This window comes from Streptococcus sp. 11273D007BT (assembly GCF_053547195.1).
This window is the reverse complement of sequence record NZ_JBPWPE010000001.1, coordinates 686,530-710,098: the sequence shown is the minus strand read 5'-3', so window position 1 is coordinate 710,098 and position 23,569 is coordinate 686,530. Positions and strand designations below refer to the sequence as shown.

General features: G+C 40.4%; 24 protein-coding genes. 5 read left to right on the top strand and 19 right to left on the bottom strand.

Annotation, left to right across the window (positions count from 1 at the left end; translation table 11 throughout):
- Positions 1 to 172: 172 nt before the first annotated feature.
- The 4 genes from nrdH to nrdF all read left to right on the top strand — a co-directional run bounded on the left by nrdH (position 173) and on the right by nrdF (position 4,433).
- Positions 173 to 400, top strand: a complete 228-nt coding sequence (nrdH, locus tag ACEE75_RS03725) for a glutaredoxin-like protein NrdH (protein ID WP_447574405.1) — start codon at positions 173 to 175, stop codon at positions 398 to 400.
- Complete coding sequence (nrdI, locus tag ACEE75_RS03720) at positions 400 to 765, top strand: class Ib ribonucleoside-diphosphate reductase assembly flavoprotein NrdI (RefSeq protein ID WP_354367302.1); 366 nt, start codon at positions 400 to 402, stop codon at positions 763 to 765. Before nrdH ends, nrdI begins: the two co-directional genes overlap by 1 nt.
- Complete coding sequence (gene nrdE, locus ACEE75_RS03715) at positions 755 to 2,914, top strand: class 1b ribonucleoside-diphosphate reductase subunit alpha (RefSeq protein ID WP_447574404.1); 2,160 nt, start codon at positions 755 to 757, stop codon at positions 2,912 to 2,914. Before nrdI ends, nrdE begins: the two co-directional genes overlap by 11 nt.
- 562 nt (positions 2,915 to 3,476) lie before the next feature.
- Positions 3,477 to 4,433: a class 1b ribonucleoside-diphosphate reductase subunit beta gene (gene nrdF / locus ACEE75_RS03710; RefSeq protein ID WP_447574403.1), complete on the top strand. Its 957-nt coding sequence runs from the start codon at positions 3,477 to 3,479 to the stop codon at positions 4,431 to 4,433.
- Positions 4,434 to 4,478: 45 nt separating this feature from the next.
- Here the strand turns inward: nrdF and ACEE75_RS03705 are convergent, their stop codons facing one another.
- Positions 4,479 to 6,074: a type I restriction-modification system subunit M gene (locus tag ACEE75_RS03705; RefSeq protein WP_449164733.1), complete on the bottom strand. Its 1,596-nt coding sequence runs from the start codon at positions 6,072 to 6,074 to the stop codon at positions 4,479 to 4,481.
- Between the two features lie 87 nt (positions 6,075 to 6,161).
- On the opposite strand from ACEE75_RS03705, the gene ACEE75_RS03700 reads away from it, so the two are divergent.
- Positions 6,162 to 6,308 (top strand): putative holin-like toxin, encoded by a 147-nt coding sequence (locus ACEE75_RS03700; RefSeq protein ID WP_079269967.1) that lies wholly within the window; start codon positions 6,162 to 6,164, stop codon positions 6,306 to 6,308.
- Positions 6,309 to 6,715: 407 nt separating this feature from the next.
- Here ACEE75_RS03700 and ACEE75_RS03695 read toward each other — a convergent pair whose 3' ends face one another.
- From ACEE75_RS03695 to alaS, 18 genes are all read right to left on the bottom strand, one after another.
- Complete coding sequence (locus ACEE75_RS03695; RefSeq protein ID WP_449164734.1) at positions 6,716 to 7,876, bottom strand: restriction endonuclease subunit S; 1,161 nt, start codon at positions 7,874 to 7,876, stop codon at positions 6,716 to 6,718.
- A 10-nt stretch (positions 7,877 to 7,886) separates the two neighbouring features.
- Positions 7,887 to 8,912, bottom strand: a complete 1,026-nt coding sequence (locus tag ACEE75_RS03690; protein ID WP_449164735.1) for an AbiH family protein — start codon at positions 8,910 to 8,912, stop codon at positions 7,887 to 7,889.
- A 65-nt stretch (positions 8,913 to 8,977) separates the two neighbouring features.
- Complete coding sequence (locus ACEE75_RS03685; RefSeq protein WP_449164736.1) at positions 8,978 to 11,956, bottom strand: type I restriction endonuclease subunit R; 2,979 nt, start codon at positions 11,954 to 11,956, stop codon at positions 8,978 to 8,980.
- Positions 11,957 to 12,168: 212 nt separating this feature from the next.
- Complete coding sequence (locus ACEE75_RS03680; RefSeq protein ID WP_427893571.1) at positions 12,169 to 13,296, bottom strand: acetylornithine transaminase; 1,128 nt, start codon at positions 13,294 to 13,296, stop codon at positions 12,169 to 12,171.
- Between the two features lie 8 nt (positions 13,297 to 13,304).
- A complete protein-coding gene (argB, locus tag ACEE75_RS03675) occupies positions 13,305 to 14,036 on the bottom strand; it encodes an acetylglutamate kinase (RefSeq protein ID WP_427893569.1) in 732 nt (243 codons plus the stop codon).
- An 8-nt stretch (positions 14,037 to 14,044) separates the two neighbouring features.
- A complete protein-coding gene (gene argJ, locus ACEE75_RS03670) occupies positions 14,045 to 15,235 on the bottom strand; it encodes a bifunctional glutamate N-acetyltransferase/amino-acid acetyltransferase ArgJ (RefSeq protein WP_449164737.1) in 1,191 nt (396 codons plus the stop codon).
- Between the two features lie 11 nt (positions 15,236 to 15,246).
- Positions 15,247 to 16,269 (bottom strand): N-acetyl-gamma-glutamyl-phosphate reductase, encoded by a 1,023-nt coding sequence (gene argC / locus ACEE75_RS03665; RefSeq protein ID WP_449164738.1) that lies wholly within the window; start codon positions 16,267 to 16,269, stop codon positions 15,247 to 15,249.
- 138 nt (positions 16,270 to 16,407) lie between these two features.
- On the bottom strand, positions 16,408 to 16,725 hold the full coding sequence (locus ACEE75_RS03660) for a hypothetical protein (RefSeq protein WP_449173563.1): 318 nt from the start codon (positions 16,723 to 16,725) through the stop codon (positions 16,408 to 16,410).
- 9 nt (positions 16,726 to 16,734) lie between these two features.
- A complete protein-coding gene (locus ACEE75_RS03655) occupies positions 16,735 to 16,896 on the bottom strand; it encodes a hypothetical protein (protein ID WP_449164739.1) in 162 nt (53 codons plus the stop codon).
- 29 nt (positions 16,897 to 16,925) lie between these two features.
- Positions 16,926 to 17,111 (bottom strand): hypothetical protein, encoded by a 186-nt coding sequence (locus ACEE75_RS03650; protein ID WP_449164740.1) that lies wholly within the window; start codon positions 17,109 to 17,111, stop codon positions 16,926 to 16,928.
- Between the two features lie 110 nt (positions 17,112 to 17,221).
- Positions 17,222 to 17,953 carry a DUF3169 family protein gene (locus ACEE75_RS03645; protein WP_449164741.1) on the bottom strand — a complete coding sequence of 244 codons (732 nt, stop codon included), beginning with the start codon at positions 17,951 to 17,953 and terminating at the stop codon, positions 17,222 to 17,224.
- A complete protein-coding gene (locus ACEE75_RS03640; RefSeq protein ID WP_009910096.1) occupies positions 17,950 to 18,165 on the bottom strand; it encodes a helix-turn-helix transcriptional regulator in 216 nt (71 codons plus the stop codon). Before ACEE75_RS03640 ends, ACEE75_RS03645 begins: the two co-directional genes overlap by 4 nt.
- 12 nt (positions 18,166 to 18,177) lie before the next feature.
- The gene (locus ACEE75_RS03635) at positions 18,178 to 18,744 is read right to left on the bottom strand and encodes a DUF3267 domain-containing protein (protein ID WP_449164742.1); all 567 of its coding nucleotides are present in this window, start codon (positions 18,742 to 18,744) and stop codon (positions 18,178 to 18,180) included.
- Positions 18,745 to 19,085: 341 nt separating this feature from the next.
- Entirely contained in the window at positions 19,086 to 19,310 is a 225-nt protein-coding gene (locus ACEE75_RS03630) for a hypothetical protein (protein ID WP_449164743.1), read from the bottom strand.
- Positions 19,311 to 19,365: 55 nt separating this feature from the next.
- On the bottom strand, positions 19,366 to 19,551 hold the full coding sequence (locus ACEE75_RS03625) for a hypothetical protein (RefSeq protein ID WP_449164744.1): 186 nt from the start codon (positions 19,549 to 19,551) through the stop codon (positions 19,366 to 19,368).
- Between the two features lie 18 nt (positions 19,552 to 19,569).
- The gene (locus tag ACEE75_RS03620; protein WP_449164745.1) at positions 19,570 to 19,773 is read right to left on the bottom strand and encodes a hypothetical protein; all 204 of its coding nucleotides are present in this window, start codon (positions 19,771 to 19,773) and stop codon (positions 19,570 to 19,572) included.
- 183 nt (positions 19,774 to 19,956) lie between these two features.
- Positions 19,957 to 20,409: a cytidine deaminase family protein gene (locus ACEE75_RS03615; RefSeq protein ID WP_449164746.1), complete on the bottom strand. Its 453-nt coding sequence runs from the start codon at positions 20,407 to 20,409 to the stop codon at positions 19,957 to 19,959.
- A gap of 73 nt (positions 20,410 to 20,482) precedes the next feature.
- Positions 20,483 to 23,101, bottom strand: coding sequence for an alanine--tRNA ligase (gene alaS, locus ACEE75_RS03610; protein WP_449164747.1), 2,619 nt, complete (start codon positions 23,099 to 23,101; stop codon positions 20,483 to 20,485).
- Between the last annotated feature and the right edge of the window lie 468 nt (positions 23,102 to 23,569).

The window sequence follows — 23,569 nt, the reverse complement described above, 5'->3', positions numbered from 1 at the left end:
ATAAAAAATATTTATACCAGCATAAAACACTATATCTAGTGGGATTTATTCTTATCCCGTACTAGATATAGTGTAATTAGCAAATTATCTACTTGATTTTTTATCTATTTTTGGGTATTCTAGTAGGGTGCTTTTTAGCAAGAATAATAAAAATTTATAGGAGTGACGAAAAATGGCTGCTATTACAGTATTTTCAAAAAATAATTGCATGCAATGCAAAATGACTAAAAAATTTCTAGAGCAAAATGGAGCGGATTTCCAAGAAATCAATATTGATGAGCAGCCAGACAAGGTGGAGTATGTTAAAAGCCTAGGCTTCACCTCTGCACCTGTCATTGAAGCAGGAGATGTTGTTTTTTCAGGTTTTCAGCCTGCTAAATTAAAAGAAATTTTAAACTAATGAAATTGGCTTTTTATTCTCTTACGGGACAGACTAGGCGTTTTGTCAAAAAGTTAAATTTACCTCAAGAGCAAATCATTGAAATCAAACGACAAGAAGAAACCCTTCTTTTAGATGAAGACTTTATTCTTATCACCCCTACTTATGAAGATGGGCTAGAGTTTCTTGATCGCTTTGTTGAAAGCAACCATCACTATATGAGGGGACTGATGGGATCTGGTAACCGAAATTTCGGACCAGAATTTTGTCATGTTGCCCGTCGTTATGCCAAAACTTATGGTATTCCCGTTTTATATGAATTTGAATTTAACGGAACACCTGAAGATGTTGAAAAAGTAAAAGGAATCTTATCTCATGGGTCTTAAATCTATCGGCGATGTTTCTTACTTCCGCCTAAACAATGAAATCAACCGTCCAATCAATGGGCAAATCCCTCTCCATAAGGACAAGGAAGCTCTTCGTGCTTTTTTCCTTGAAAATGTTAAACCTTATTCTAAAAAATTTAATTCGATTACTGAGAAAATCACCTATCTAATTGAAGAAAACTATATTGAATCGGAGTTTATTCAAAATTATCGTCCAGAGTTTATCGAAGAGCTCTCACGCTATCTCCACTCACTTGATTTTCGTTTTCAATCTTTTATGGCTGCCTACAAGTTTTATCAACAGTATGCCCTTAAAACTAATGATGGTGAAGAATACCTAGAAAGTATTGAAGATCGTGTTCTCTTTAATGCCCTTTACTTTGCAAATGGTGATGAAGAGTTGGCACGTGATTTGGCAAAAGAGATGATTCATCAACGTTACCAACCTGCGACACCTAGTTTCCTAAATGCTGGTCGTAGCCGTCGTGGAGAGTTGGTTTCTTGCTTCTTGATTCAAGTAACAGATGATATGAACTCTATTGGCCGCTCCATCAACTCTGCTCTGCAATTGTCGCGTATCGGTGGGGGAGTGGGGATTTCTTTGAGTAACCTCCGCGAAGCTGGTGCTCCTATCAAGGGTTATGCTGGCGCTGCCTCTGGTGTCGTTCCTGTGATGAAGCTTTTTGAAGATAGCTTTTCTTATTCTAATCAGCTTGGCCAACGTCAGGGAGCTGGTGTGGTTTATCTTGATGTTTTCCATCCAGATATCATGCAATTTCTTTCCACTAAAAAAGAGAATGCCGATGAGAAAATTCGCGTAAAAACTCTCTCACTGGGTCTAACCATCCCAAATAAGTTTTATGAATTAGCACGTCAAAATGAGGACATGTACCTCTTTAGCCCATACTCTATCGAAAAAGAATATGGTGTGCCTTTTAACTACATCAATATCACGGAAAAGTACGATGAATTAGTTGCTAATCCTAAGATTACAAAAACTAAGATCAATGCGCGTGAACTTGAAACTGAAATTTCAAAACTCCAACAAGAGTCAGGTTATCCTTATGTCATCAATATCGATACAGCTAACCAATCAAATCCTATTGATGGCCGCATCGTGATGAGTAACCTTTGCTCAGAAATCCTTCAAGTCCAAACTCCGAGTCTCATCAATGACCAGCAAGAGTTTTTACAAATGGGAACCGATATTTCATGTAATTTAGGGTCAACTAATGTCTTGAACATGATGACCTCACCTGATTTCGGGAAATCTATCCGTACCATGACACGCGCCCTTACTTTTGTTACAGATAACTCAAGTATTGATGCTGTCCCAAGTATCAAAAATGGTAATGCTCAAGCGCATACCTTTGGGTTAGGGGCGATGGGACTTCACTCTTACTTGGCTAAACGTCATATCGAGTACGGAAGCCCTGAGTCCGTTGAATTTACTGATATCTACTTTATGCTCATGAATTATTGGACATTGGTTGAGTCTAACAACATTGCGCGTGAACGTGGTGTTACTTTCCATAATTTTGAAAACTCAAAATACGCAGATGGAACTTACTTTGATAAGTATGTGACTGGTCGCTTTACACCGCAATCAGACCGTGTTAAAGAACTTTTTGAAGGGCACTTTATCCCTCAAGCAGAAGATTGGGAAGCCTTGCGCCAAGCTGTCATGAAAGATGGACTTTACCACCAAAACCGTCTTGCTGTCGCACCAAATGGTTCTATCTCATATATCAATGACTGCTCTGCTTCGATCCACCCTATCACTCAACGCATCGAAGAGCGTCAAGAGAAAAAAATCGGTAAAATCTACTATCCTGCTAACGGCTTATCAACAGATACCATCCCTTACTATACCTCTGCTTATGACATGGACATGCGTAAGGTCATTGATGTTTACGCCGCTGCAACAGAACATGTGGATCAAGGTTTATCCATGACCCTCTTTATGCGTAGCGAAATTCCAGAAGGACTGTACGAGTGGAAAACAGAAAGTAAGCAAACTACCCGTGACCTCTCTATCCTTCGTAACTACGCCTTCAACAAAGGTATCAAATCCATCTACTACGTCCGCACCTATACCGATGACGGTGCAGAAGTCGGCTCAAACCAATGTGAAAGTTGCGTAATTTAAAAAATAAGATACTAAGAGCAAAAAAGTCAAAGAGAAAATAGGAGATTTGACGACGGACAGGCAGGTCCAAGGAAAAGCTATCATTTTCTCACAGACTTTCGCTCGAAGTTCAATTAACAAGATACTTTTGTGTTAAGCAAGACCTGACAAAAATAGGAACTTGACGTAGAGTATCTCATACTCAAGGAAAGTAATCATTTTTGTCCAGTCTTGTAACAAAAGTTCGATTCAAAAAGATACTAAGCCCGTTTAAAAATCCGTAGGAAAATGGGAGACTTACGCAGGGTCGCAAGACACAAGAAAGTACAACATTTTCACAAGGATTTTAGGGCGAGTTCAATTAAAAAGATACTAAGCCCGTTTAAAAATCTAAAAAGATCGGGCACTTCTGCCACATTAAAAGGTATTAAAAAGATAAACAAGCTATAACGCTACAGAGGAGGTGGGGTATTTGCCCTTAGCCTCCTCTCATTTTGCTTTGAGAGAAGATGATTTTCAAAAGCAATTTTACCTAAAATATGGTATAATATTTCAATTAAGATCAAACAATAAGGAGTTCTTCATGACCTACTATAAAGCCATAAACTGGAATGAAATCGAGGATGCTGTTGATAAGTCCACTTGGGAAAAGTTGACGGAACAGTTTTGGTTAGATACCCGCATCCCATTGTCAAACGACCTTGATGATTGGCGCAAGCTCTCTGATGTGGAAAAAGACTTGGTAGGAAAGGTCTTTGGTGGTCTGACCCTACTTGATACCATGCAATCAGAGGTGGGCATGAGCCAACTCAAAAAAGATGTCCGTACCCCACACGAGGAAGCTGTCTTAAACAACATTGAATTCATGGAGTCTGTCCATGCCAAATCCTACTCTTCTATCTTTTCAACTCTTAACACTAAGTCTGAGATTGAAGCTATTTTTGCATGGGTAGAAGAAAATGAGTTTCTCCAAAAGAAAGCCCGCATCGTTACTGAGATTTACCGTAATGGTACCGCTCTTGAGCGCAAGGTGGCTTCTGTTTTCCTAGAAACCTTCCTCTTTTACTCTGGCTTTTTCACACCACTTTACTATCTTGGAAATAATAAATTAGCCAATGTTGCTGAGATTATTAAGTTGATTATCCGTGATGAGTCTGTACATGGAACTTATATCGGCTACAAGTTCCAGCTTGGTTTTAATGAGCTTAGTGAGGAAGAACAAGATAAACTCCGTGACTGGATGTATGATCTGCTTTATGAGCTTTATGAAAATGAAGAAACTTACACTGAACTGCTTTATGATCCTGTTGGATGGACCGAGGAGGTTAAGACCTTCCTTCGCTACAATGCCAATAAGGCTTTGATGAACCTTGGACAAGATCCTCTCTTTCCTGATACAGCAGACGATGTTAACCCTATCGTCATGAATGGTATCTCAACAGGAACGTCTAACCACGACTTCTTCTCACAAGTTGGAAATGGTTATCTGCTTGGTAGTGTTGAAGCCATGCAAGATGACGACTACACCATCGGACTTTAATCCTACCCAAAAACGAGCTTGGAAAATCCAAACTCGTTTTTTTGATTATCTGATTTTATCCAAAAAGGCTGTCAGCTCTGCTTGTGCTTCTGGTGTGGTACCGACTAGCTGACCAAGCATAGCTTCAAGTTGGGCTGTGGTTGCTGCGATTTCCTTATCGGTCTGGGCCAGCTTGTCCGCAAGCTCAGTCAGTGGAATGACAGGCTCTTCCTCAAAGGTATCGACATAGCGAGGGATGTTGAGGTTGTAGTCGTTTTCCACAATCTCCTCAAAGCTAGCTAGGTGGGCAAACTTGTCCACATCTTGCCGGTCTTGATAGGCTTTCAAAATCTTAGCGATATGGTCATCGGTCATGATATTTTGGTTTTTGCCCTTGTCAAATTCTTTAGATGCATCAATAAAGAGGACGTCTTTGCTGGTGCGGTTTTTCTTGAGAATGATGACTGTGGTTGGAATGGAGGTATTATAAAAGATGTTGGCTGGCAGTCCAATCACGGTGTCAATGGCTCCTTCTTCTAGGAGATGCTGACGGATTTTCTGCTCTGCATTTCCCCTAAAGAGAACCCCGTGAGGGAGAACAATGGCCATGACGCCTGAATGCTTGAGGTGGTAGAAACCATGAAGAAGGAAGGCGAAGTCAGCCTTGGACTTGGGTGCCAGAACACCATAGCTGGAGAAACGTGCGTCTTGCAAGAAACCAGCATCCCCACTCCACTTCTGAGAATAAGGTGGGTTCATGAGTACCCCGTCAAAGTCTGTCGGCTCAGTCGTTGGCCAGTCCGCATCAAGGGTATCGCCAACATGAAGTTTTTGGTTCTCAATAGCAACCCCATGGAGCATCATGTTCATGCGGGCCAGGTTGTAAGTCGAGGTGTTAATCTCCTGACCGAAGTAGGAAACGGTCGAAGCCTCTTTGCTGTAACGTTTGGCGTTAAGAAGGAGGGAACCTGATCCCATGGTTGGGTCATAGAGGGTCATGCCCTTTTGATGTTCCCGTCCAAGAAAGACAATCTGGGTCATGAGGTGGGAAACGGCTTGAGGTGTATAGAACTCCCCTGCTTTCTTACCAGAGTCGCTAGCAAACTGACCAATCAGGTATTCATAGGCATCTCCCAAAACATCTCCATCATGGTTACTGAGGTTGAGTTCATGAAGTTCTTTGATGAGGGCTGAAATGACCTGATTCTGCTTTTGTGGTGTTGGACCTAGCTTTTTAGAGTAGAGGTCGATGTCTTCAAACAGGTTTTCAAAAATCTCGTTAGACTGCTCAATGTCACGGAAGCCCTGTGCCAAATCTTCCAACTGGAAGTTGCTGGTGTGGACTTTTGCGACCAAGGCTGTAAAGGTCAGACCAGGCTCGATAAAGTAACCTAGCTCATCATCAAGGACATCTAGCAAATCTTCCTTAACATCTGGATCCGCAAAATTTTCTTCATAGAGCGCTTGAGCCTGTGACAAACTATCAAAGGATTCATCAAGGTTGTCACACACTGCCAAAAGCAATTTATCTGATAGGTATTTGTAGAAAATCAAGCCCAAAAGGTAGGACTTGTATTCGTTAGCGTCCATCTTGCCACGGAGAATATCCGCCGCATTCCAAAGGGACTGGTAAAGGGATTGTGAGTTGTTTGAATTGTTCATGTCTGTGATTCTTTCTAAAGATATGGTATACTAGATAAGTAGAGAAATATGACGGTGGTTCCAACTTTCTAACTGGAGGTGGTGCTTATGGAAATAAGTCCAAAATCTTACAGAAAGGGGGAACAAATGTCTCTAACTGATGTTTTGATGGTAATGATTGCCTTCGGTGGATTTATCTTAAATCTCATCAATTTAGTCATTATCATCTATAAATCATTCGCAGACAAAAAATAAAACCGTCAATATTTTGGGACACTGACGATTTTATTTTAATATAAAACAAACATTGTGAACCACCGAAATGGCTCTACTAGGAGTTGGATTGCCGTCCAACTCTTTTTCTATGCTTATTTTAACAAAATATCGTCAGTTAATCAAGAATTTTATATGGTGACTTAGGGGGAGTGAAACATCTGATGAAAACAAAAAATAATCCGTCCCCACTTTCGGCAAGTTGAACGGATTATTTCTGTAAATATGAGCCACCGTCTTAAACGGTTCTACTGAGAGTTGGATTGCCGTCCAACTCTTTTTCTATGCTCATTCTATCAGAATAACAACCGTTCGTCAAGAAATACAATGGGAGAGAGAACTCGGTTCGCTTTATCTCCAGTCTCAAACTATCTCCCAGACAATTTGAGCTACACAAATAATTTACGGAGTAAGGTCTTTTTCATCTCTTTCAAGCTAGCCAGCTTGTCCTCCACCTGAGCAATCTCTTGGTCGAGGGTTTGGAAGAAAGTGCCGATTGCTTCCTGTTCGGGGAGGGTGGAATAAAAAATTCGAAATTCATCTGTAAAAGTTTTAATTACATGAGGTATATTGGGTGTTCTATACTTTTTAAAAATTAAATTTTGTTGTGAAACTAGTTGATAATAAATGAATTTACCTGATTCTTTTGGGCGGTAAGCCTTCAATGTCGATCCTAAAGCCCCTGAAAAGCCGTGATACACCATTCCCGCTTGGGAACCATCCCAAAGAATTAATATATCATCCTCCTCCACGTCTTTTTCACAGTCAACAAACGATTTAGTTCCCCCATTCAAATACTCAGTTTCCAAATAAACTTCGGCACTACCTTGCATTTCAGATTTTGCTTTGCCTTTAATTTCCTTTGAAATCACCGCACTTAACTTCACTTCTTCCCAGTCGTCTTCAAAGCCTTGGAAGCGGAGGGCTGGTTTGGTTTGTCCCTTGGCTGGAAAGAGGAGTTTGAGATAGGTCTTCTTCTGCTCCTTGAGCGTGTCCAATTTACGCTGATGAAGGGTGATTTGACGGTCGAGGATGGAGAAGAAGGTGCCGATGGCTTCTTGTTCGGGGAGGGTGGGGAGGGAGAGTTTAAAATTTGTAACGCTTCTTTTGCTAATGTTTTGTACTTTTGTACCGGCACCGTGTTTCCCAAAATACCTTTGATGAAGATTTATTGCTTTTGAAAGAAATTGGCTATTAACATTCTTAGATGGTCGTATTTCAGCGACACGTTGATTTAATATAAATCTATTATCATTTGGAATAATAGACGTCATACCCAACAATCCAGGTGACTGTTCACTTAGAATCATTACTAATGTACCATGATTCAATGTTGGAAAATTTCCATCAATAAACTTTCCAGATGAGATTAGATTTCCATCCATATCAACAGACTTTAACGTTACTAACTGGAAAGGACCTTTTGAGTTAACAAACTCTTCATAAGCATTCCCGTTGTAATAGTCCGAAACCTCCCCCAGCTTCTTCTCCTCCCACATTCCGTCATAGCCTTTAAAACGGTAGGTGGGGATTTTGTGTTTTGCTGTCATATTTTCTCCTTTACACTACTGTATTTGTATCTGTATCAATAAACCTCAATTGATGGGCTTTTTTAGCACCCCAAGATTGTAAAGTTCGTTTGATATTACGTTCCTTTTCTTCGCTATATTTGTAGTTATCGATGAAAATGTCCACCTGAGGTACTCGTTTAAATATTTCCTCAAAGTACGGTCTATCCACTGTATGACTATCGGTCAAGTTAAAACCAATTACATAGAGTTCTTTAACATCTTTCAAGCCATCAAAAAACTCAGCGTGTCTTTGCAATTGCTTTTGAACAGGTTTCCTAGTTGCTTCAACAGCCCCATCTAAATAGTATGGAGTTGAAGTTGGGTCCTCATGTAACTTCGAATAGTAATCACCATGCCCCATTAAAAGCTCTGGTTTATATAACTCGCCATGAATATGGCAAATTTGTTTTGAAGAAATACCATAATAATCTTCCAAAACAAGTGTATAGTTAAAAGTCAAGAAGTAGGCATCCTTTGAAAGCATAATCGTATCTTTTGAAATATGCTTTGTAATTGTTCTATCTTCTAACTCTTTTTCCCAATCCTGATAAACATTAGAAATCCACTCTCTTAATAACTGTGGAATCGCATAAGATATAAACTCCCTGATGTTTTCTGCAGTATCTTCCGCTATATGTGGAGCAAAATCAGGATTTGATGGGTAGGTATCGACTGATAACCCTCCAATATTAACCAGTGCCTTTTCAAAATCTCGCCAAAATTCTTCTATCTTGGATAACTTTAATAGCATTTGGTAGAAATAGCGATAAAAATTATTATCCATTGAATACTCAAAGTTAGACGAAGTTGGCAAATCAATACTATCCAATTCAGTTTCGATTTGTTCATCTTCTTCCAAGAAAAATTTTTCAATTTGTTTTGTATCGTCTAAGGAGGATAAAATTTGATTTTCACCAAATGCTTTTTCATAAACAAACTTTTTAAAATATAGATAGTCTGATTTTAATCCATGTGCCAGATCAAACCCATTTCCAATAATAAATAGTTTTTTCATATTATTCTCCTCTTTATATTTTAAATCGATCTCTGCTTCTACGGATAGTAAGACTCCATAATCTTCTACCTCCCCCTCAATGGCAGGATTTCTTCTGCGATCATGGTCATGTAGTCCTCTTTGAGGGCTTTTTTGTACTTGAGCTTGTTGAGAGCTAAATCACCCTTGCTTGCCTTGTAACTAGCGTAGTCATAGCTATCAACCAAAGCTTTTTCACCGATTTGCTTGTCTTTTCCGACGCGGTAATTATCTACGATAAACTGGAGTTCATCTTCACCAACACACCAGTTTTGGGCGGTGGAGGTGACTTGGTCTTTTATGGTCAGCTCAATCATCTCGTCTAACTTGTGGGCGATGGATTGCCCTTGATAGTGGCTGGCATTAGTCTGGGCATCTTGCCAGAGTTTTGAGATGAGCTGAGACAGTTTAGGGTTGGTCTTATCAAGGTCTGAGAGATAGTGATCTATCATCTGCTTTTCTTTTTCTGGGATAGTTTGACGTTTGAGGTCGATCAAGTTTTGGATCAAAGAGAGGATATAGTGGTAGTTGATCTCATCTGTACGGACAGACTCCAGCTCATACTCAATATCAAAGGGAAGCCCGTCGTCGTCATCTTCCTGACGGCGGCGTCTGAGTTCGTCGATGATATTTTGGTACTGAGCGGTGAAGTCCTCTATAATGTCACGTGTGAGTCCAACTTCTTGAAGGAGGGTAGCTTCATCATAATCGGCATAGACTTGAACCGAGGCAAAGAGCTTATCAAACTCCTGAAATGCCTTAGCAAAACGCTTTAACTCAGCATCTGAGCTACTATCTAGGTCTGGGGTTTCTTCTGGGCTTGGAGAAATAGCTAGAAGCCCCGCTACCTTTTCTTCAAACTTGGCTTTTTCTTCCAACCAAGTTGGTGCAAGGACAGCATGCTCTCCACCATTTGAGTAAAGGCTTAGCGCCTCATCAACTTTTTCCTTGAAGCGCTGTGGCGTTTGGAAGGTAACGATCTGCCCAAACTTCTTGCCCTCATCAAAGAGACGATTGGTCCGTGAAAAGGCTTGGATGATGTGCTGAGGCTTCATAGGTTGCCTGTCCATAAAGATGGTCGATAAGCAAGGCGCATCAAATCCTGTCAGCAAGCGATCCACCACAATAACCAGATCCAGTTGCTCTTCACGAAAGGCATACTTGTCTTTTTTACGAGCCAAGCGTTCGTTGAGATCGGTGTTATAAGCTCCTAAGGAGGCTAAGCTAAAGTGGGTGCCAAACATGGCATTGTAGTCGTCCAAACTCTTTGTCATCTGCTCTTGGTTAAGCATGGAGGTATCATCGTTTTCCGTTACGGAGTAAGTGATGGCAACCTTTGGAAAGTCTGGAAGGACTTTTTTGCTGGACTCAGAGATAGTAAGCTTGCTTTGTCCTGCCTTAACCTTTTGGATCAGCTCATAGTAAGCCTGAGCACGCGCGATTGACTTAACTGTCAAAAGCCCCTCATAGGTCTTTCCGACACCGTTTTGAAAACCGAGCTTGCGCTTGGACTTGTTTAATATCGCATCCAATACCCTAAGCATGTGGTCTTCATCATCATAAAAATGATCTTCAATGTCCTCTTCTGCCCAAGTTGGAAGAGTAGTCTGGTACTCCACTTGAAAACCTAAGACCGCTCGGTCATGAATGGCTTCTTTGACGGTGTATTCATGTAAGCAAGGCCCATACTGATCCTTGGTGGTCTGTGCCAAGTCACCTTTTTGTTCCCGTTTGTTTTCCTTAAAGATGGGCGTGCCTGTAAAGCCATACCAGAGAGAGTTGACAAAGAACTGCTCTAGGATCCGCTTTCGCTCTGGTGTCACTGCACGGTGGCACTCATCGACCACAAAGGCCAGCTTGAGCGTTTTAATTCGCTGATAAGACTTTTGGTGGCGGCCTTCCTCAAACTGACGTAACATGGCATTAAGCTTTTGGATGGTAGTCACCACCACACGTCGATCTTCTGAGGCCAGGTTTTTGATCAAGTGCTTGGTATCATCAGTCTCGTCAATATCGATCATGTCATTTTCAGCGTAAGACAAAAAGGCTGCTGTGGTCTGCTGGTCAAGGTCAGTCCTATCAATGACAAAAATCGTCTTTTCGATAGAAGGGATCTGCAGGAGGTTTCTTGCTACCTTGTAGCTGGTCAGGGTCTTTCCTGAGCCTGTGGTATGCCAGATATAACCTGACTGACGGTTGCGACTAGCATCCTTAATAGCCTCGATGGCATGGACCTGATAGGGACGAAGTAAGATCAGGGCTTTTTTATCGTCATCAATCACGCTATACTGCATGACCATTTGGTGAGCCATCGGGATGGACAAGACCCCTTGGGCAAAGTCAAAAAGATGAGGTTGGGCTTGGTTATTCTTATCTACCCACTTGGTGAGAAAGCGGTCGTTGAGCTTGGTTTCTTTAGCCGCTGCAATGTAGCGGGTTTCATTGATGTTTGAGACCACAAACATCTGGAGGCTTGAGAAAATCCCTCTAAACTGTCCTTCTTTTTCGTATTTTTTAATCTGACGAAAGGCATCCATAAACGGATGAGAACGGCTTTTCAGCTCAATCTGAATCATGGGCAGACCATTGATTAAGAGCGTCACATCACCTCGTCGTTGACGATTGGCCTCTCCTTTGGTCACAACTTGGTGGACAACTTCATAGCTAGACTTGCCACCTGCGACATTGTGGCGCCAAATGACCTCCAAACGAACGATACCTAAGCTAGCATCTTCACGTTGTACTTGAACTTTGGCGATGCCGTTTTCACCTGCTAACCACTTGGCCGCCTCGTAGAAATTGACAAAGTTTAGCTGGTTTTTAATCTGATGCTTTTCTTGCTCGGTCAAGGGATGGTCAGATAGGAGGCGGACGTTGTTAGCTTCTAGCTTGTCAAAGAAGTTGTCCCAAAGTTGCTCTTCTGTGGTCAAGTCTGGGCGATAGACCCACTGACTGTCACCTGTAATCAGCTGACGAATCAACTCGGCTTCAAACTGAACTTCACTAGTTAATGGCTGAGCTGGCATCTAGACCACCTCCTTTTGACAACGCAAAAAGCCTGCCATTTCTGACAGGTTGTTTTTAATAGATGAGATGATTCGTTTAGCCGATAGGCGTTGATATATATATATATATATATATATATAGTGTTACAAGGTTTCTGAGCATGAGGCTCTCCTTTTATGGTCTTAGTTTGACAACTATTTTATCATATTTTTAATCATCTATGAAGTCTCTTTTAAGACAAAACGTCCTCTAAAACCTCAAGTGCTGAGTCTATCTCGGACCTACTAATAGTAAGAGGGGGTAAAAGGCGGATCACATCGCTTCCTGCTGTTAGGAGAATAAGCCCTTTTTTCCTAGCCTCATCTAAGACTTGAGAAAGGTCTTTAGTTGTCTTAATCCCAATCATCATCCCCATCCCTCGAATGGCACTAACACTGTCATAAGAGGAAAGACGCTCTTCTAACTGAGTTTTGAGGTAGGCTGCTTTTTGACCAACCTCATCTAAAAAGTCAGGGGTTAAAATGTCTAGAACCTTTTGACTGCTAGCTAAAACTACTTTGTTTCCTCCAAAGGTAGTGCCATGACTACCGTAGGAAAAAGCAGAGCTTAAAGCTGTCTTACCTAACATGGCACCGACTGGTAAACCATTTCCCAAGCCTTTGGCTAAGGTCACAATATCTGGTAAAATCCCATATTGCTCAAAAGCATATAAGCTTCCTGTCCGTCCGATACCAGTCTGAACCTCATCTACTATCAAGAGAATCGATGCTTTCTGACAAAAATCTGCCAGGTCTTTGACAAACTGGGCATCTGCAGGAATCACACCTCCCTCACCTTGCACCAGCTCCAACATCACAGCTGCAGTGTCCTCTGTCACCAAGGCTTTGACAGAGGAAAGGTCGTTATAGGTAGCATAGGAAAAACCTGACACTAAGGGAGCAAAACCCACTTGAATCTTTTCTTGCCCCGTCGCAGACATTGCTCCATAAGTCCTTCCATGAAAGGACTGCTTAAAGGTGATGATCTGAGATTTGTTGGTTGCTTTTCGGGCTAATTTGATCGCTGCTTCATTACTCTCTGCTCCACTATTACAAAAAAAGGCAAGGTAGTCTTTGTCACCAATTAAGCGACTGGCTACTTCTTCTTGTAGCTGATTGTGGTAGAGGTTAGGGGTGTGCCAGATGGCTTCTAACTGCTCTGCGACAGCTTTTTTTACCAAAGGATGAAAACCAAGATTGGTCACGCCAATCCCAGATGAAAAATCAAGATAGGGCTTTCCTTCTTGATCATAGAGGGTATTGCCTTTAGCTTTGACAAACTCAATCGCATCACGTTTGTAGTTTTGAAATAATTTACTCATATCTTCTCCTAAGCTTGACAAATTAAGGTTCCTGTTTTGAGGTTATCGCTGATTAAGACGGTTTGTACGCCTGCTTCTACCGTTTGGCTAGCTCCTTTGATTTTTGGAACCATACCACCTGTGATGATGCCTGAGTTGATTTTCTGATCAATTTGATGCAGGGGTAACTGTGCTAAGACTTGACCATTTTCTTTGACACCAGGAACATCTGTCATCAAGATGAGTTGGTCTGCTTTAACAGCAATGGCAAGTGCTGTTGCAACATAGTCAGCATTGACATTTAGCCACTCCCCACCTTTTGCTGCCATAGAGGCGATCACAGGGATCAGACCTGCCTTAAAAAACTTCTCTAAAACAGGCACATGGACTTGATTGATCTGACCCACATAGCCATACTTATCCTGATTTAAAAAATCTGCCTCAAAGAGTTTTTCCAAGTTGCTTTGGAGTTGGATAACGTCACAATCAGCTTTTAAGAGACTGGCTGTGAGCTTTTCTCCGAGATCAAATAAAGCTTTCTCCACCAGCTGCATAGCTCTTTTACTGGTCACGCGCAATCCATCAACCTTTTCAACCGAAATCCCCTCTTCTTGCATCATTTTATTGATCGCAAAGCCACCACCATGTACAATCATCACTTGTTTGCCAGCTGCTTGCCACTCTTTGATGTCTTGAACAAAGTCAGGGGGTAATTGTTGACTCGCTATTCCCCCAATTTTAATCACAATTGTTTCTTTCATCTTTCCTCCTAAGTGCGATACAAGGCATTGATTTTGACATAATCATAAGATAAATCACATCCCCAAGCTCGCCCACTCTCCGAACCAGAATTGAGATTAACAGAGATGGTGATCTGATCTTTTTGCATGACCTCCTCCATCTCCTCTTGATCAAAGCTGACAGGACTAGATTGGATCATCACAGGAAGATGCTCTAGTGCAATATCAATTCTCTCCACATCCAGATCCACACCAGCATAACCAATAGCTGCGATGATGCGTCCCCAGTTGGCATCCTCACCAAAAATGGCGGTTTTCACCAAACTAGATCCCACTATACTTTTTGCCACCATACGAGCTGACAGACTGTCCTTAGCTCCTGTCACATCAACTTGAATCAGCTTGGTTGCCCCTTCGCCATCTTTTGCAATCTTTTTAGCCAAATCAGTCATCACAACATGCAACATCGCCACAAAGCGATCATAGTCTTCTGTTCCTTCAATGATTTCTTGATTTTGGGTGCAACCATTAGATAAGATAAGGACCATATCATTAGTTGACGTATCACCATCAACCGTGATTTGATTAAATGTTGTTTCAACCTCTTGACTGAGAGCTTTTTGTAGGGTCTGACTTGAAATATTAGCATCACAGGTAATAAAAGCGAGCATGGTAGCCATATTAGGATGAATCATCCCTGATCCTTTAGCCACTCCTGACATGGTCACCACATCTTTTCCAAATGTCTCTTCAACTGTGATGGTCTTTGTGACCGTATCTGTTGTCAAGATTGCTTGAGCAAAATCATCTGCATTGCCATTAACCACAATCTTAGATAAGCCATTTTCTAGCTTATCCAGTGGTAAAAACTCGCCAATAACACCTGTTGAAGCAACCCCAACCAAATCGTTTGCAATACCTAATTTTTTAGCAGTCCACTCTTGCATGGTGGAGGCATCTTCTAGTCCTTTTTGACCAGTACAGGAATTGGCAACACCTGAGTTTACGACAATAGCCTGCATCTTTCCTTGCTGCTGTGCTTGTTTTGTAACGATAAGAGGGGCGGCAATAACTTGGTTGGTCGTATAAACACCTGCTACACTGGCTGGCACTTCAGAAACAATCCAACCAAAATCCAACTTTCTCTTTTTAAATCCTGCATGCAAACCATCTGCTGAAAAACCCAGCGGACTGGCTATATTACCATCAATAAGTTTCATTTTTTTCTCCTTTAGATAAAAGCTGGCGCTGCCAACAAGCCTGCTGTTTCGGCAAAGCCAAACATCAGATTCATATTTTGAACAGCTTGACCTGCTGCCCCTTTTACAAGATTATCAAGCACAGCAACTACTGTCAGCACTTGAGTGAGAGGATTGTAAGATAAGCCAATGTCAGTATAGTTTGAACCAATCACATGGTGTAGATGAGGAAGGTGAGATTTCACACGAACAAAAGGCTTATTCTCGTAAGCTTTTTGATAAATCTCTAAAAGCTCATTCTCTGTTAAATCTGCGGTCAATTTTAAATATAAGGTAGCTACAATGCCACGTGCTACAGGTATTAAGGAAGTTGAAAATTGGATATGGGATAAGTTGGGTTCATAACTCTGCAATGTCTGAACAATTTCTGGGATATGCTGATGCTGGTTCAGCTTATAAGTGACATAGTTGTCATGTACATGAACAAAATGACTGGCACTGGTTGGATTTTTCCCTGCTCCACTTAAACCACTCTTGGCATCAACAATAATGGATTCTAAATCAATCACTTGTGCTTTTAAGAGAGGAATGAGTGCTAATTCAGTAGCAGTTGCATAGCAACCTGGATTCGCAATGTGATGTTTGCCTTTCAAGTCAGTAAACTCAGACAAACCATAGGTAAACTGCTCTAAGACCTCCGTTTTAGCTGGCGTTTTTTGATACCATTTTTGATAAATATCAGCAGGAAGTCTATGGTCACCTGATAAGTCAATAAAAGGAAAATCAGCTTCAACAAAATAGTGCGCATAATCTTTTGCAATACCACTTGGGGTGGCAAAAAAGACCAAGTCTGCTTCTGACATTATTTTTTCTGCATCAAAAGCCTCTACTTTTAAGGCTGTTACCTCATCCAAATGTGGATAAATATACGATAACTCTTGACCAACCTCTTTAGTGGCATAAACGGAAACCAATTCAGCATTAGGGTGATTCTCCAGTATTTTCACTAATTCTAACCCACTATACCCTGTTACTCCTACAACTGATACTTTCATATTTATACCTCTTTTAGAATGTTTATGCAGAATAGTTTATATTATTTTTATACAAATGTCAACATTTTTTGTATAAAAATACAAAAAATCCAGTTAAACTGGATCTTTCACTCTTATAAATGACCAAGTAGAGAAGCTCTAATCCCATCTCACCTCTTGAAGTGTATCAATTCTTACTAACCTTGTTTCTTCTTGTCCGTTTTTATGGACACGACTCACCTTAAGCCACTCTTCATCAACAGCCAAAATATGATAAGGCTCGTTTGTATTGATGATTCCATCAAAGATCAGTTTAACCTTTTGACCGACTAATTCTTCTAGCATTTTTGACATTGACTCTTCTCCTTTTTTACTTTTTTCGAGTTTTTGGATTTGCTTCTTCATTTTTTTAAGATTTTCTTCCACAGAAAAAATGTATATTAAGATAAACGGTAATAATAGCAATAAAAATCCCATACCTTACTCCTATCTATAAAACTCTTTTGCCATTTTAAACTGCTTCAACATAATGTAAATATGAATCATAGCCGTTATTAAGAGCGCCAACAACTCTACTTTTCCTGTAAAAAAAGAAACAGCAAAACAGACGATATAGCATACAGGTAATATAGCCCCACTAAGATTCATAACAATCTCCTTCATATACATTTATGCAACTAATTTTTAACGTTTTCTTTTGTGGATAATAACAGAGCTGGTAACCCTAAAGCCATCGGTGACACCATATTCAGATTTAACAAATCAATCTGGCCCGTAGCTAGCCATTCTCCAAAAATATAGCCAACTGCGTACAGATCAAGCCCGATAAACAAAGCAATATAGATTTTCTTAAAGACTTGCATAACTGACCTCCATTTGAATTAAACAAGTTTGATTTTCTTATGGTTTGCAAAATAGAAACTAAGAAAGCCCGCTGGGGTCACTGTCATAAAGAACATATACATATTTCAAATTACTTAAAATATTTCCGTATCATTTGTACATTGAGAATATTGATGTAAATGTGAAGAAAAGCAACAATCAAGAGTGCCAACAGCTGTTGTGTCTGGGTAATTTGCGTTACCACCATAATCAAAACGTATAAAAGTGGTAAGACCCATTGGTTCAAGTTGTGAACAATTAGATAACTTTGTTCAAAATTAGCTTGTCGTTCACCCTCATCTAGTGCATAAATATAATCTTTAATTTCGCTTGGAGTAGGAAAGGCTGACAATTTGTATTGACGAACTACCTGTGTCACCTTAAAAATTCCAATCTGAGCAGGAAGAAGAACGATAAAAGATGCAATATCAAAGAGTTCGATTGTATAATAATCCGCTGAAATATTAGCACCTAGTACCATATTTGCCAAAACCAAACCTCCAAAAATATTGTAGAGAATCGTACCGTATTCCAAACTTCGAAAGGTTGTCTTATAGAGCTGATCAAGAACATCATCATCTTCTTCACTTTCTTGATAACGCTTGAAGGTCTTAAAACTCTTGTACATAAGGTAAGCAAATCCAATGAAACTTGCCACCATAAATGTTCTTGTTGCGAACAAAAGTGTATTGATATCAAATCCCATTGCCTCAAAATAGCCCATGAAGAAGCCTGCTACAAATAAAGCTACTTGTAGCACTAAGATGACTAAGATGAAAAAGATAATTCGCTTACCAGTCGTTAATTGTTTCCCCTGTTTCATTCTCCTACCTCCACTAATTGAAAAACATTTTCTACATTTTCATTAAAAATCTGTGCAATTCGCATGGCAATGACCACCGAGGGTGTATATTCTCCTCGCTCAATCAAGCTAATGGTCTGTCGTGATACTTCTGCTAATTTTGCCAACTCTGTCTGGTTGAGGCTATCCCGTGCCCGCAATTCCTTGAGCCGATTTTTTAAGACATATTCCATGATATTTCCTTTCTAGGCTTGGTAGATGATCAAGCCTGTTTCTGTGTCTTCGACAGCTATATCCCCCTTGGCAAACCTGAACAACAAAAGATAGGTATAGTAGAAATCACCTGCACAAGAGGCAGCATGCATGGTTACCAGCATGAAGTAAAGAGTAATATTCATCATCCCAAAACCTGCTACCATGGTCAAGCCAAAACTAATCACAACAAAGGGTGCCAGGCTGATTACTAGCATTTGCATCCGATTGTAGAGCGAACCTGGACTGGTCGCATAGGCCATCCCTGATTTCCATTTAAACCCGTATTTGACAGGATTTTTGGGACAAAAAATTTTGAAGAAGATGCCGTGGATAGCCTCGTGCACAACTATTAAAAGAATATAGAGAGGGAAAAGTAACCATACCTCCGACACGGTCAGTTCCAAGTATTGCGAACCGTTAGCTATCAACCAACTGCCTATCATTCCAAATACGAAGGCAAATGGAAAGATGAGTACCGCGGCAAGAATATTCAATCCCCAAACAAACTTCTTATTTTCCATGATATTGACTTCATATATTTTCTGTCTAACTTCCATTTTTCTACTCCTTCTATTTTCTGTATCCTAGACTAAACTATATAGTCCTAGAGCAACTCCAATCAGTAAGCCGATAATACAGGCTCCTGCAATCATAATCGCTGCCATATCTGATGAAATTCTACGTTTCATAAGTAATCTCCTATCTTTTTCTTGATTTTGTCATTATTTCTTCTTTTTGTTAAATTGCAGAGCTAACACCAGTGTCGCCATCAATGGAGGAAAAAGATAACTCATTTCCGTCAAACTAAGGTCAAATCCTAGTAAGGCTAGAACTTTGAAGACCAGAATATTGATCAAAAAGAGTACGAAGAAAAGTAGAAAAAACTTTCATTCCATTTTTAACTGTCTTGTTCATTCTTTTTCTCCTTATCTTTACTGAGTGAGATTTCCAAAATGAATATCGAACTCGTCATCATCAAGAGCGACAAGGTGTCCATCTCCTGACCAAATACGATGGTTTGAACTAAACTATAAATCAAATATAGTGCAACAATCACCTCTACTCCACGAACAACACTTGTTCCTGTAATCAAAATTCCTTTTTTATTGCTATTGTTTTTCATAAGGTTTCTCCTATGGTTTAGTCGACACTATTTACTTTTAAGAGTTTTCTCTATATCAGACCCCACTTTTATAAAAAATGGTACAAGGACTAAACCAGCCAGAATAGTGTAGCTGGAAGTCAACTTGGTAGGCAGGTTCCTTAAAACTCCAGTAGACATCATTTAGAATGAAGATGACCAAGCCAACTCCTAAAAATCCAAAATAGGCTCCTTTGATAAATTCTTTCCACTTTTCCATCATTGTTCCTCGTTCTAACTCTTAATCTTGTTCCTTATGCTTTTTTCTGCCTGCTAGTTTCCTCAAGCTCTCATCTGTCACTGCGATGGCACAAATGGCAAGAATGACATGAGTATTATCCAACTGCTGCCACTTCATGATGTCAGCTAGTAGGATAAAAACTAGATAGATGGTCGCCAATACATTTACAAAGAGTGCAATGTGATGCTTGTTTACCTTTTTCATAATTGTTTCCTACTTTCTGTTTATTTAGCAGATGAATGCGTTTTCAAGTTTTTCTTGATATTATTGTAACACTTCTTATTCATTTTGACAACTATCATTGTCAAAAAGTTTATTATTATTGTCAAAATCAATAAAATCTCATACAAAAAACTCCTTTACCCATAGGATAAAAGAGTTTATAGATTATTCTAAATGGTCGATACCAGCTTTCATACGCTCTGCACCCCACCAGTAAGGCATGAGCTCTCCTAGTGTGATGATTTCTCGTTTATCAAAATCAAGCATGATTTCTGTTTGTACATTATCAGCCGACAGCTGCATCAAAAATTCACGGCAAGCTCCACAAGGCATTCCCGACCCCTCTCCAAAGGGAGCTTGATCTCGAAATGCTATGATACGTTTTATTGCTGTCTGACCACTATCTTGAAACATATTGAAGGCTGCTGATCGCTCTGCACAAAGGTGAAATACACCAGCCGTCGCCTCGAAACAATAACCAGTATAAATTTTCCCATTTTTAGCTTCAATGGCAGCAACGACATGATTTGAATAAATGAAAGGTGAGACATAATGCGGATCATAGTGACGTTTTGCTTTCTCATACATCTCTTGCCAAATATCTTTTATGTGTTCCATACTTATTCCTCACATTAGAATAGAAAGATATCCCTTGTTAGTTGTTCTAACAAAGGGATATACACAAATTATATTATAAGCTCTCCGCTACACTGTTTAAGAGCGTTGGAATAGCAGAGGCATCAGAGCCACCTGCCATGGCCATATCTGGCTTACCACCACCGCGACCTGATACGATTGGGGCAAGAACTTTGATAAGGTTACCGGCATGAACATCTTTGGTTTTACTTGCGACAAGGACATTCACTTTTTCACCAATGCTTGCCACAAGGACAAGGACATCAGAGTAATCTTTTTGCTTCCAATTATCTGCAAAAGTACGGAGGGCGCCTGCATCTGAGACTTGAACTTGGCTAGCAATGTAACGAACACCCTTAGCCTCTTTCACATCTTTAAAGACATCACCAGCCGCCGCTGCTGCTGCTTTTTCTTTTAGCTCAGCATTTTCTTTTTGTAAGTCACGTAACTGCTCTTGAAGGCTTGTCACCTTATTTGGCACTTCTTTGATTTGAGGAGATTTGATAGTCGTTGCTACTTCTTTAAGGGCATCTTCCTCGTCACGATAAGCCAAGAAGGCTTCACGGCTAGTCACCGCTACAATACGTCGTGTTCCTGATCCGATTCCTTCTTCTTTCAAAATCTTAAAGATTCCGATTTCTGCCGTATTACCAACATGGGTACCACCACAGAGTTCGACAGAGTAATCACCAATGGTCACCACACGAACTTCTTTACCATATTTTTCGCCAAAGAGTGCCATTGCTCCCATTTCTTTAGCAGTGTCAATATCTGTTTCTACTGTCACAACTGGAATAGCATCCCAGATTTTTTGGTTCACTTCTTCTTCGATGCGACGAAGTTCTTCTGCAGTCACTGCCTCAAAGTGCGTAAAGTCAAAACGTAGAAACTCTTGTTCATTAAGAGAACCTGCCTGAGTCGCATGTTGACCAATCACATTGTGAAGAGCTGCGTGCAACAAGTGTGTGGCAGTATGGTTTTTCATCACACGGTGACGACGAGTGGTATCAATAGCCAAATGGTAAGTTTGTCCTACCTTAATCTCTGATAAAACCTCAGCAGTGTGAAGAGGCTGTCCATTAGGGGCTTTTTGAACATCAGTGATGCGAGCCACTAATTGACCTTCTGCATCTAAAATTTGACCATGGTCTGCTACTTGACCACCCATTTCAGCATAAAACGGTGTTTGATCAAAAACAAGAAGAGCTTGACCTGAGTTAGTGTTTTCTACACGACTATTATCAACCACAAGAACCGATAAAGTCGCATCTAATTGGTCTGCTTCGTAAACAAAAGTTGAAGCTTCTGTAATAGCTGCCAAAGTTTCGTTTTGCATTCCCATTGAGCCACCTTTTACGACTGAAGCACGCGCACGGTCTTGCTGTTCCTTCATAGCAGCTTCAAAGCCAGCGATATCAAGTGTCATACCTCGTTGTTCAGCCAACTCAGCAGTCAACTCTACTTGGAAACCATAAGTATCGTAAAGTTTGAAAATATCACGCCCATCAATAACTGTCTTACCTTCAGTTGTTAATTTATCCATCAATTGTTCAGCAAATTGTGACCCTGTATGGATAGTGCGTGCAAAGGACTCTTCTTCACTTTTAACGATTTTTTCGATAAAATCACGTTTTTCAAGAACTTCTGGATAGTAGCTTTCCATGATTTGACCAACCGTTGGCACAAGTTTATACAAGAACGGCTCTGTAATGCCTAATTTTTGACCATGCATAGAAGCACGACGGAGCAAACGACGAAGCACATAACCACGCCCTTCATTTCCAGGAAGAGCGCCATCACCAATCGCAAAGGAAAGGGCACGGATATGGTCAGCAATCACTTTAAAGCTCATATTGTCGCCATCTTGGTCGTAAGTCTTACCAGAAATCTTTTCTACCTCACGAATAATTGGCATAAAGAGGTCTGTTTCAAAGTTGGTTTTAGCCCCTTGGAAGATGGCTGCTAGACGCTCCAAACCAGCGCCCGTATCAATATTTTTATTTGGTAATTCTTTGTATTCTGAACGTGGAACAGCTGGGTCAGCATTAAACTGAGATAATACGATATTCCAGATTTCAATGTAGCGATCATTTTCCAAATCTTCTTCTAGCAAACGAATGCCGATATTTTCTGGGTCAAAAGCTTCGCCACGGTCAAAGAAAATTTCAGTATCAGGACCTGAAGGACCCGCACCAATTTCCCAGAAGTTCTCCTCAAGCGGAATCAAATGACTAGGATCCACCCCGAGGGCTAACCAACGGTTGTATGAATCTTTATCATCTGGATAGTAAGTCATATAAAGCTTGTCTTTAGGAAAACCAAACCATTCTGGGCTAGTTAAAAGTTCAAATCCCCACTCAATCGCTTCATCACGGAAATAATCACCAATTGAGAAGTTTCCAAGCATTTCAAACATGGTATGGTGGCGAGCAGTTTTTCCGACATTCTCAATATCGTTAGTACGGATTGATTTTTGAGCATTGGTAATGCGTGGATTATCTGGGATAACAGAACCATCAAAATATTTTTTCAACGTCGCCACACCAGAGTTGATCCAAAGAAGAGTTGGATCATTGACGGGCACAAGATTAGCAGATGGCTCAACAGAATGTCCTTTTGATTTCCAAAAGTCGAGCCACATTTGGCGGATTTGTGCAGATGATAATTGTTTCATAATTAAGATACTAAGGGTGTTAAGCGGACACTGTCAAAATAGGAAACTTGACGAAGACGCTTGCGTCTAGGAAGTGTTTCTCTTTTTGACAAAGTCCGTAACCCGAGTTCATTTCAACATAAACTCGATACCCTTTCCTTTCGTTTAGATATTTTTGAAAAATTGTTGTTAGAAAGAAGTAAGCCTTTCGGGCGGGTTCAATTCAACAGAACAGTTAAATCGAACCTTTCCTTTCATAAGTGATAAATTTAGTAGAGAAGTCCGTAGCCTAAGTTCAACACCCGAGTTCATTTCAACATAAACTCGATACCCTGTCCTTTCGTTTAGATATTTTTGAAAAGTTATTGTTAGAAAGAAGTAAGCCTTTCGAGCGGGTTCAATTTAACTAACTTGCTAAATTGAACCTTTCCTTTCATAAGTGATAAAGTTAGTATGAAAGTCTGTAGCCTAAGTTCAACTAAGATACTA

Coding starts and splice junctions, on each gene's coding strand:
- ACEE75_RS03640 (WP_009910096.1), bottom strand. CDS start 18,165: ATGGAATATGTCTTAAAAAATCGGCTCAAGGAATTGCGGGCACGGGAT.
- ACEE75_RS03645 (WP_449164741.1), bottom strand. CDS start 17,953: ATGAAACAGGGGAAACAATTAACGACTGGTAAGCGAATTATCTTTTTC.
- ACEE75_RS03705 (WP_449164733.1), bottom strand. CDS start 6,074: ATGAACAATTCAAACAACTCACAATCCCTTTACCAGTCCCTTTGGAAT.
- ACEE75_RS03680 (WP_427893571.1), bottom strand. CDS start 13,296: ATGAGTAAATTATTTCAAAACTACAAACGTGATGCGATTGAGTTTGTC.
- alaS (WP_449164747.1), bottom strand. CDS start 23,101: ATGAAACAATTATCATCTGCACAAATCCGCCAAATGTGGCTCGACTTT.
- nrdH (WP_447574405.1), top strand. CDS start 173: ATGGCTGCTATTACAGTATTTTCAAAAAATAATTGCATGCAATGCAAA.
- ACEE75_RS03625 (WP_449164744.1), bottom strand. CDS start 19,551: ATGATGGAAAAGTGGAAAGAATTTATCAAAGGAGCCTATTTTGGATTT.
- ACEE75_RS03685 (WP_449164736.1), bottom strand. CDS start 11,956: ATGCCAGCTCAGCCATTAACTAGTGAAGTTCAGTTTGAAGCCGAGTTG.
- ACEE75_RS03700 (WP_079269967.1), top strand. CDS start 6,162: ATGGAAATAAGTCCAAAATCTTACAGAAAGGGGGAACAAATGTCTCTA.
- ACEE75_RS03630 (WP_449164743.1), bottom strand. CDS start 19,310: ATGAAAAACAATAGCAATAAAAAAGGAATTTTGATTACAGGAACAAGT.
- ACEE75_RS03655 (WP_449164739.1), bottom strand. CDS start 16,896: ATGAATCTTAGTGGGGCTATATTACCTGTATGCTATATCGTCTGTTTT.
- nrdE (WP_447574404.1), top strand. CDS start 755: ATGGGTCTTAAATCTATCGGCGATGTTTCTTACTTCCGCCTAAACAAT.
- argJ (WP_449164737.1), bottom strand. CDS start 15,235: ATGAAACTTATTGATGGTAATATAGCCAGTCCGCTGGGTTTTTCAGCA.
- ACEE75_RS03660 (WP_449173563.1), bottom strand. CDS start 16,725: ATGGGATTTTTATTGCTATTATTACCGTTTATCTTAATATACATTTTT.
- ACEE75_RS03690 (WP_449164735.1), bottom strand. CDS start 8,912: ATGAAAAAACTATTTATTATTGGAAATGGGTTTGATCTGGCACATGGA.
- ACEE75_RS03620 (WP_449164745.1), bottom strand. CDS start 19,773: ATGAAAAAGGTAAACAAGCATCACATTGCACTCTTTGTAAATGTATTG.
- argB (WP_427893569.1), bottom strand. CDS start 14,036: ATGAAAGAAACAATTGTGATTAAAATTGGGGGAATAGCGAGTCAACAA.
- nrdF (WP_447574403.1), top strand. CDS start 3,477: ATGACCTACTATAAAGCCATAAACTGGAATGAAATCGAGGATGCTGTT.
- ACEE75_RS03695 (WP_449164734.1), bottom strand. CDS start 7,876: ATGACAGCAAAACACAAAATCCCCACCTACCGTTTTAAAGGCTATGAC.
- ACEE75_RS03650 (WP_449164740.1), bottom strand. CDS start 17,111: ATGCAAGTCTTTAAGAAAATCTATATTGCTTTGTTTATCGGGCTTGAT.
- argC (WP_449164738.1), bottom strand. CDS start 16,269: ATGAAAGTATCAGTTGTAGGAGTAACAGGGTATAGTGGGTTAGAATTA.
- nrdI (WP_354367302.1), top strand. CDS start 400: ATGAAATTGGCTTTTTATTCTCTTACGGGACAGACTAGGCGTTTTGTC.
- ACEE75_RS03615 (WP_449164746.1), bottom strand. CDS start 20,409: ATGGAACACATAAAAGATATTTGGCAAGAGATGTATGAGAAAGCAAAA.
- ACEE75_RS03635 (WP_449164742.1), bottom strand. CDS start 18,744: ATGGAAGTTAGACAGAAAATATATGAAGTCAATATCATGGAAAATAAG.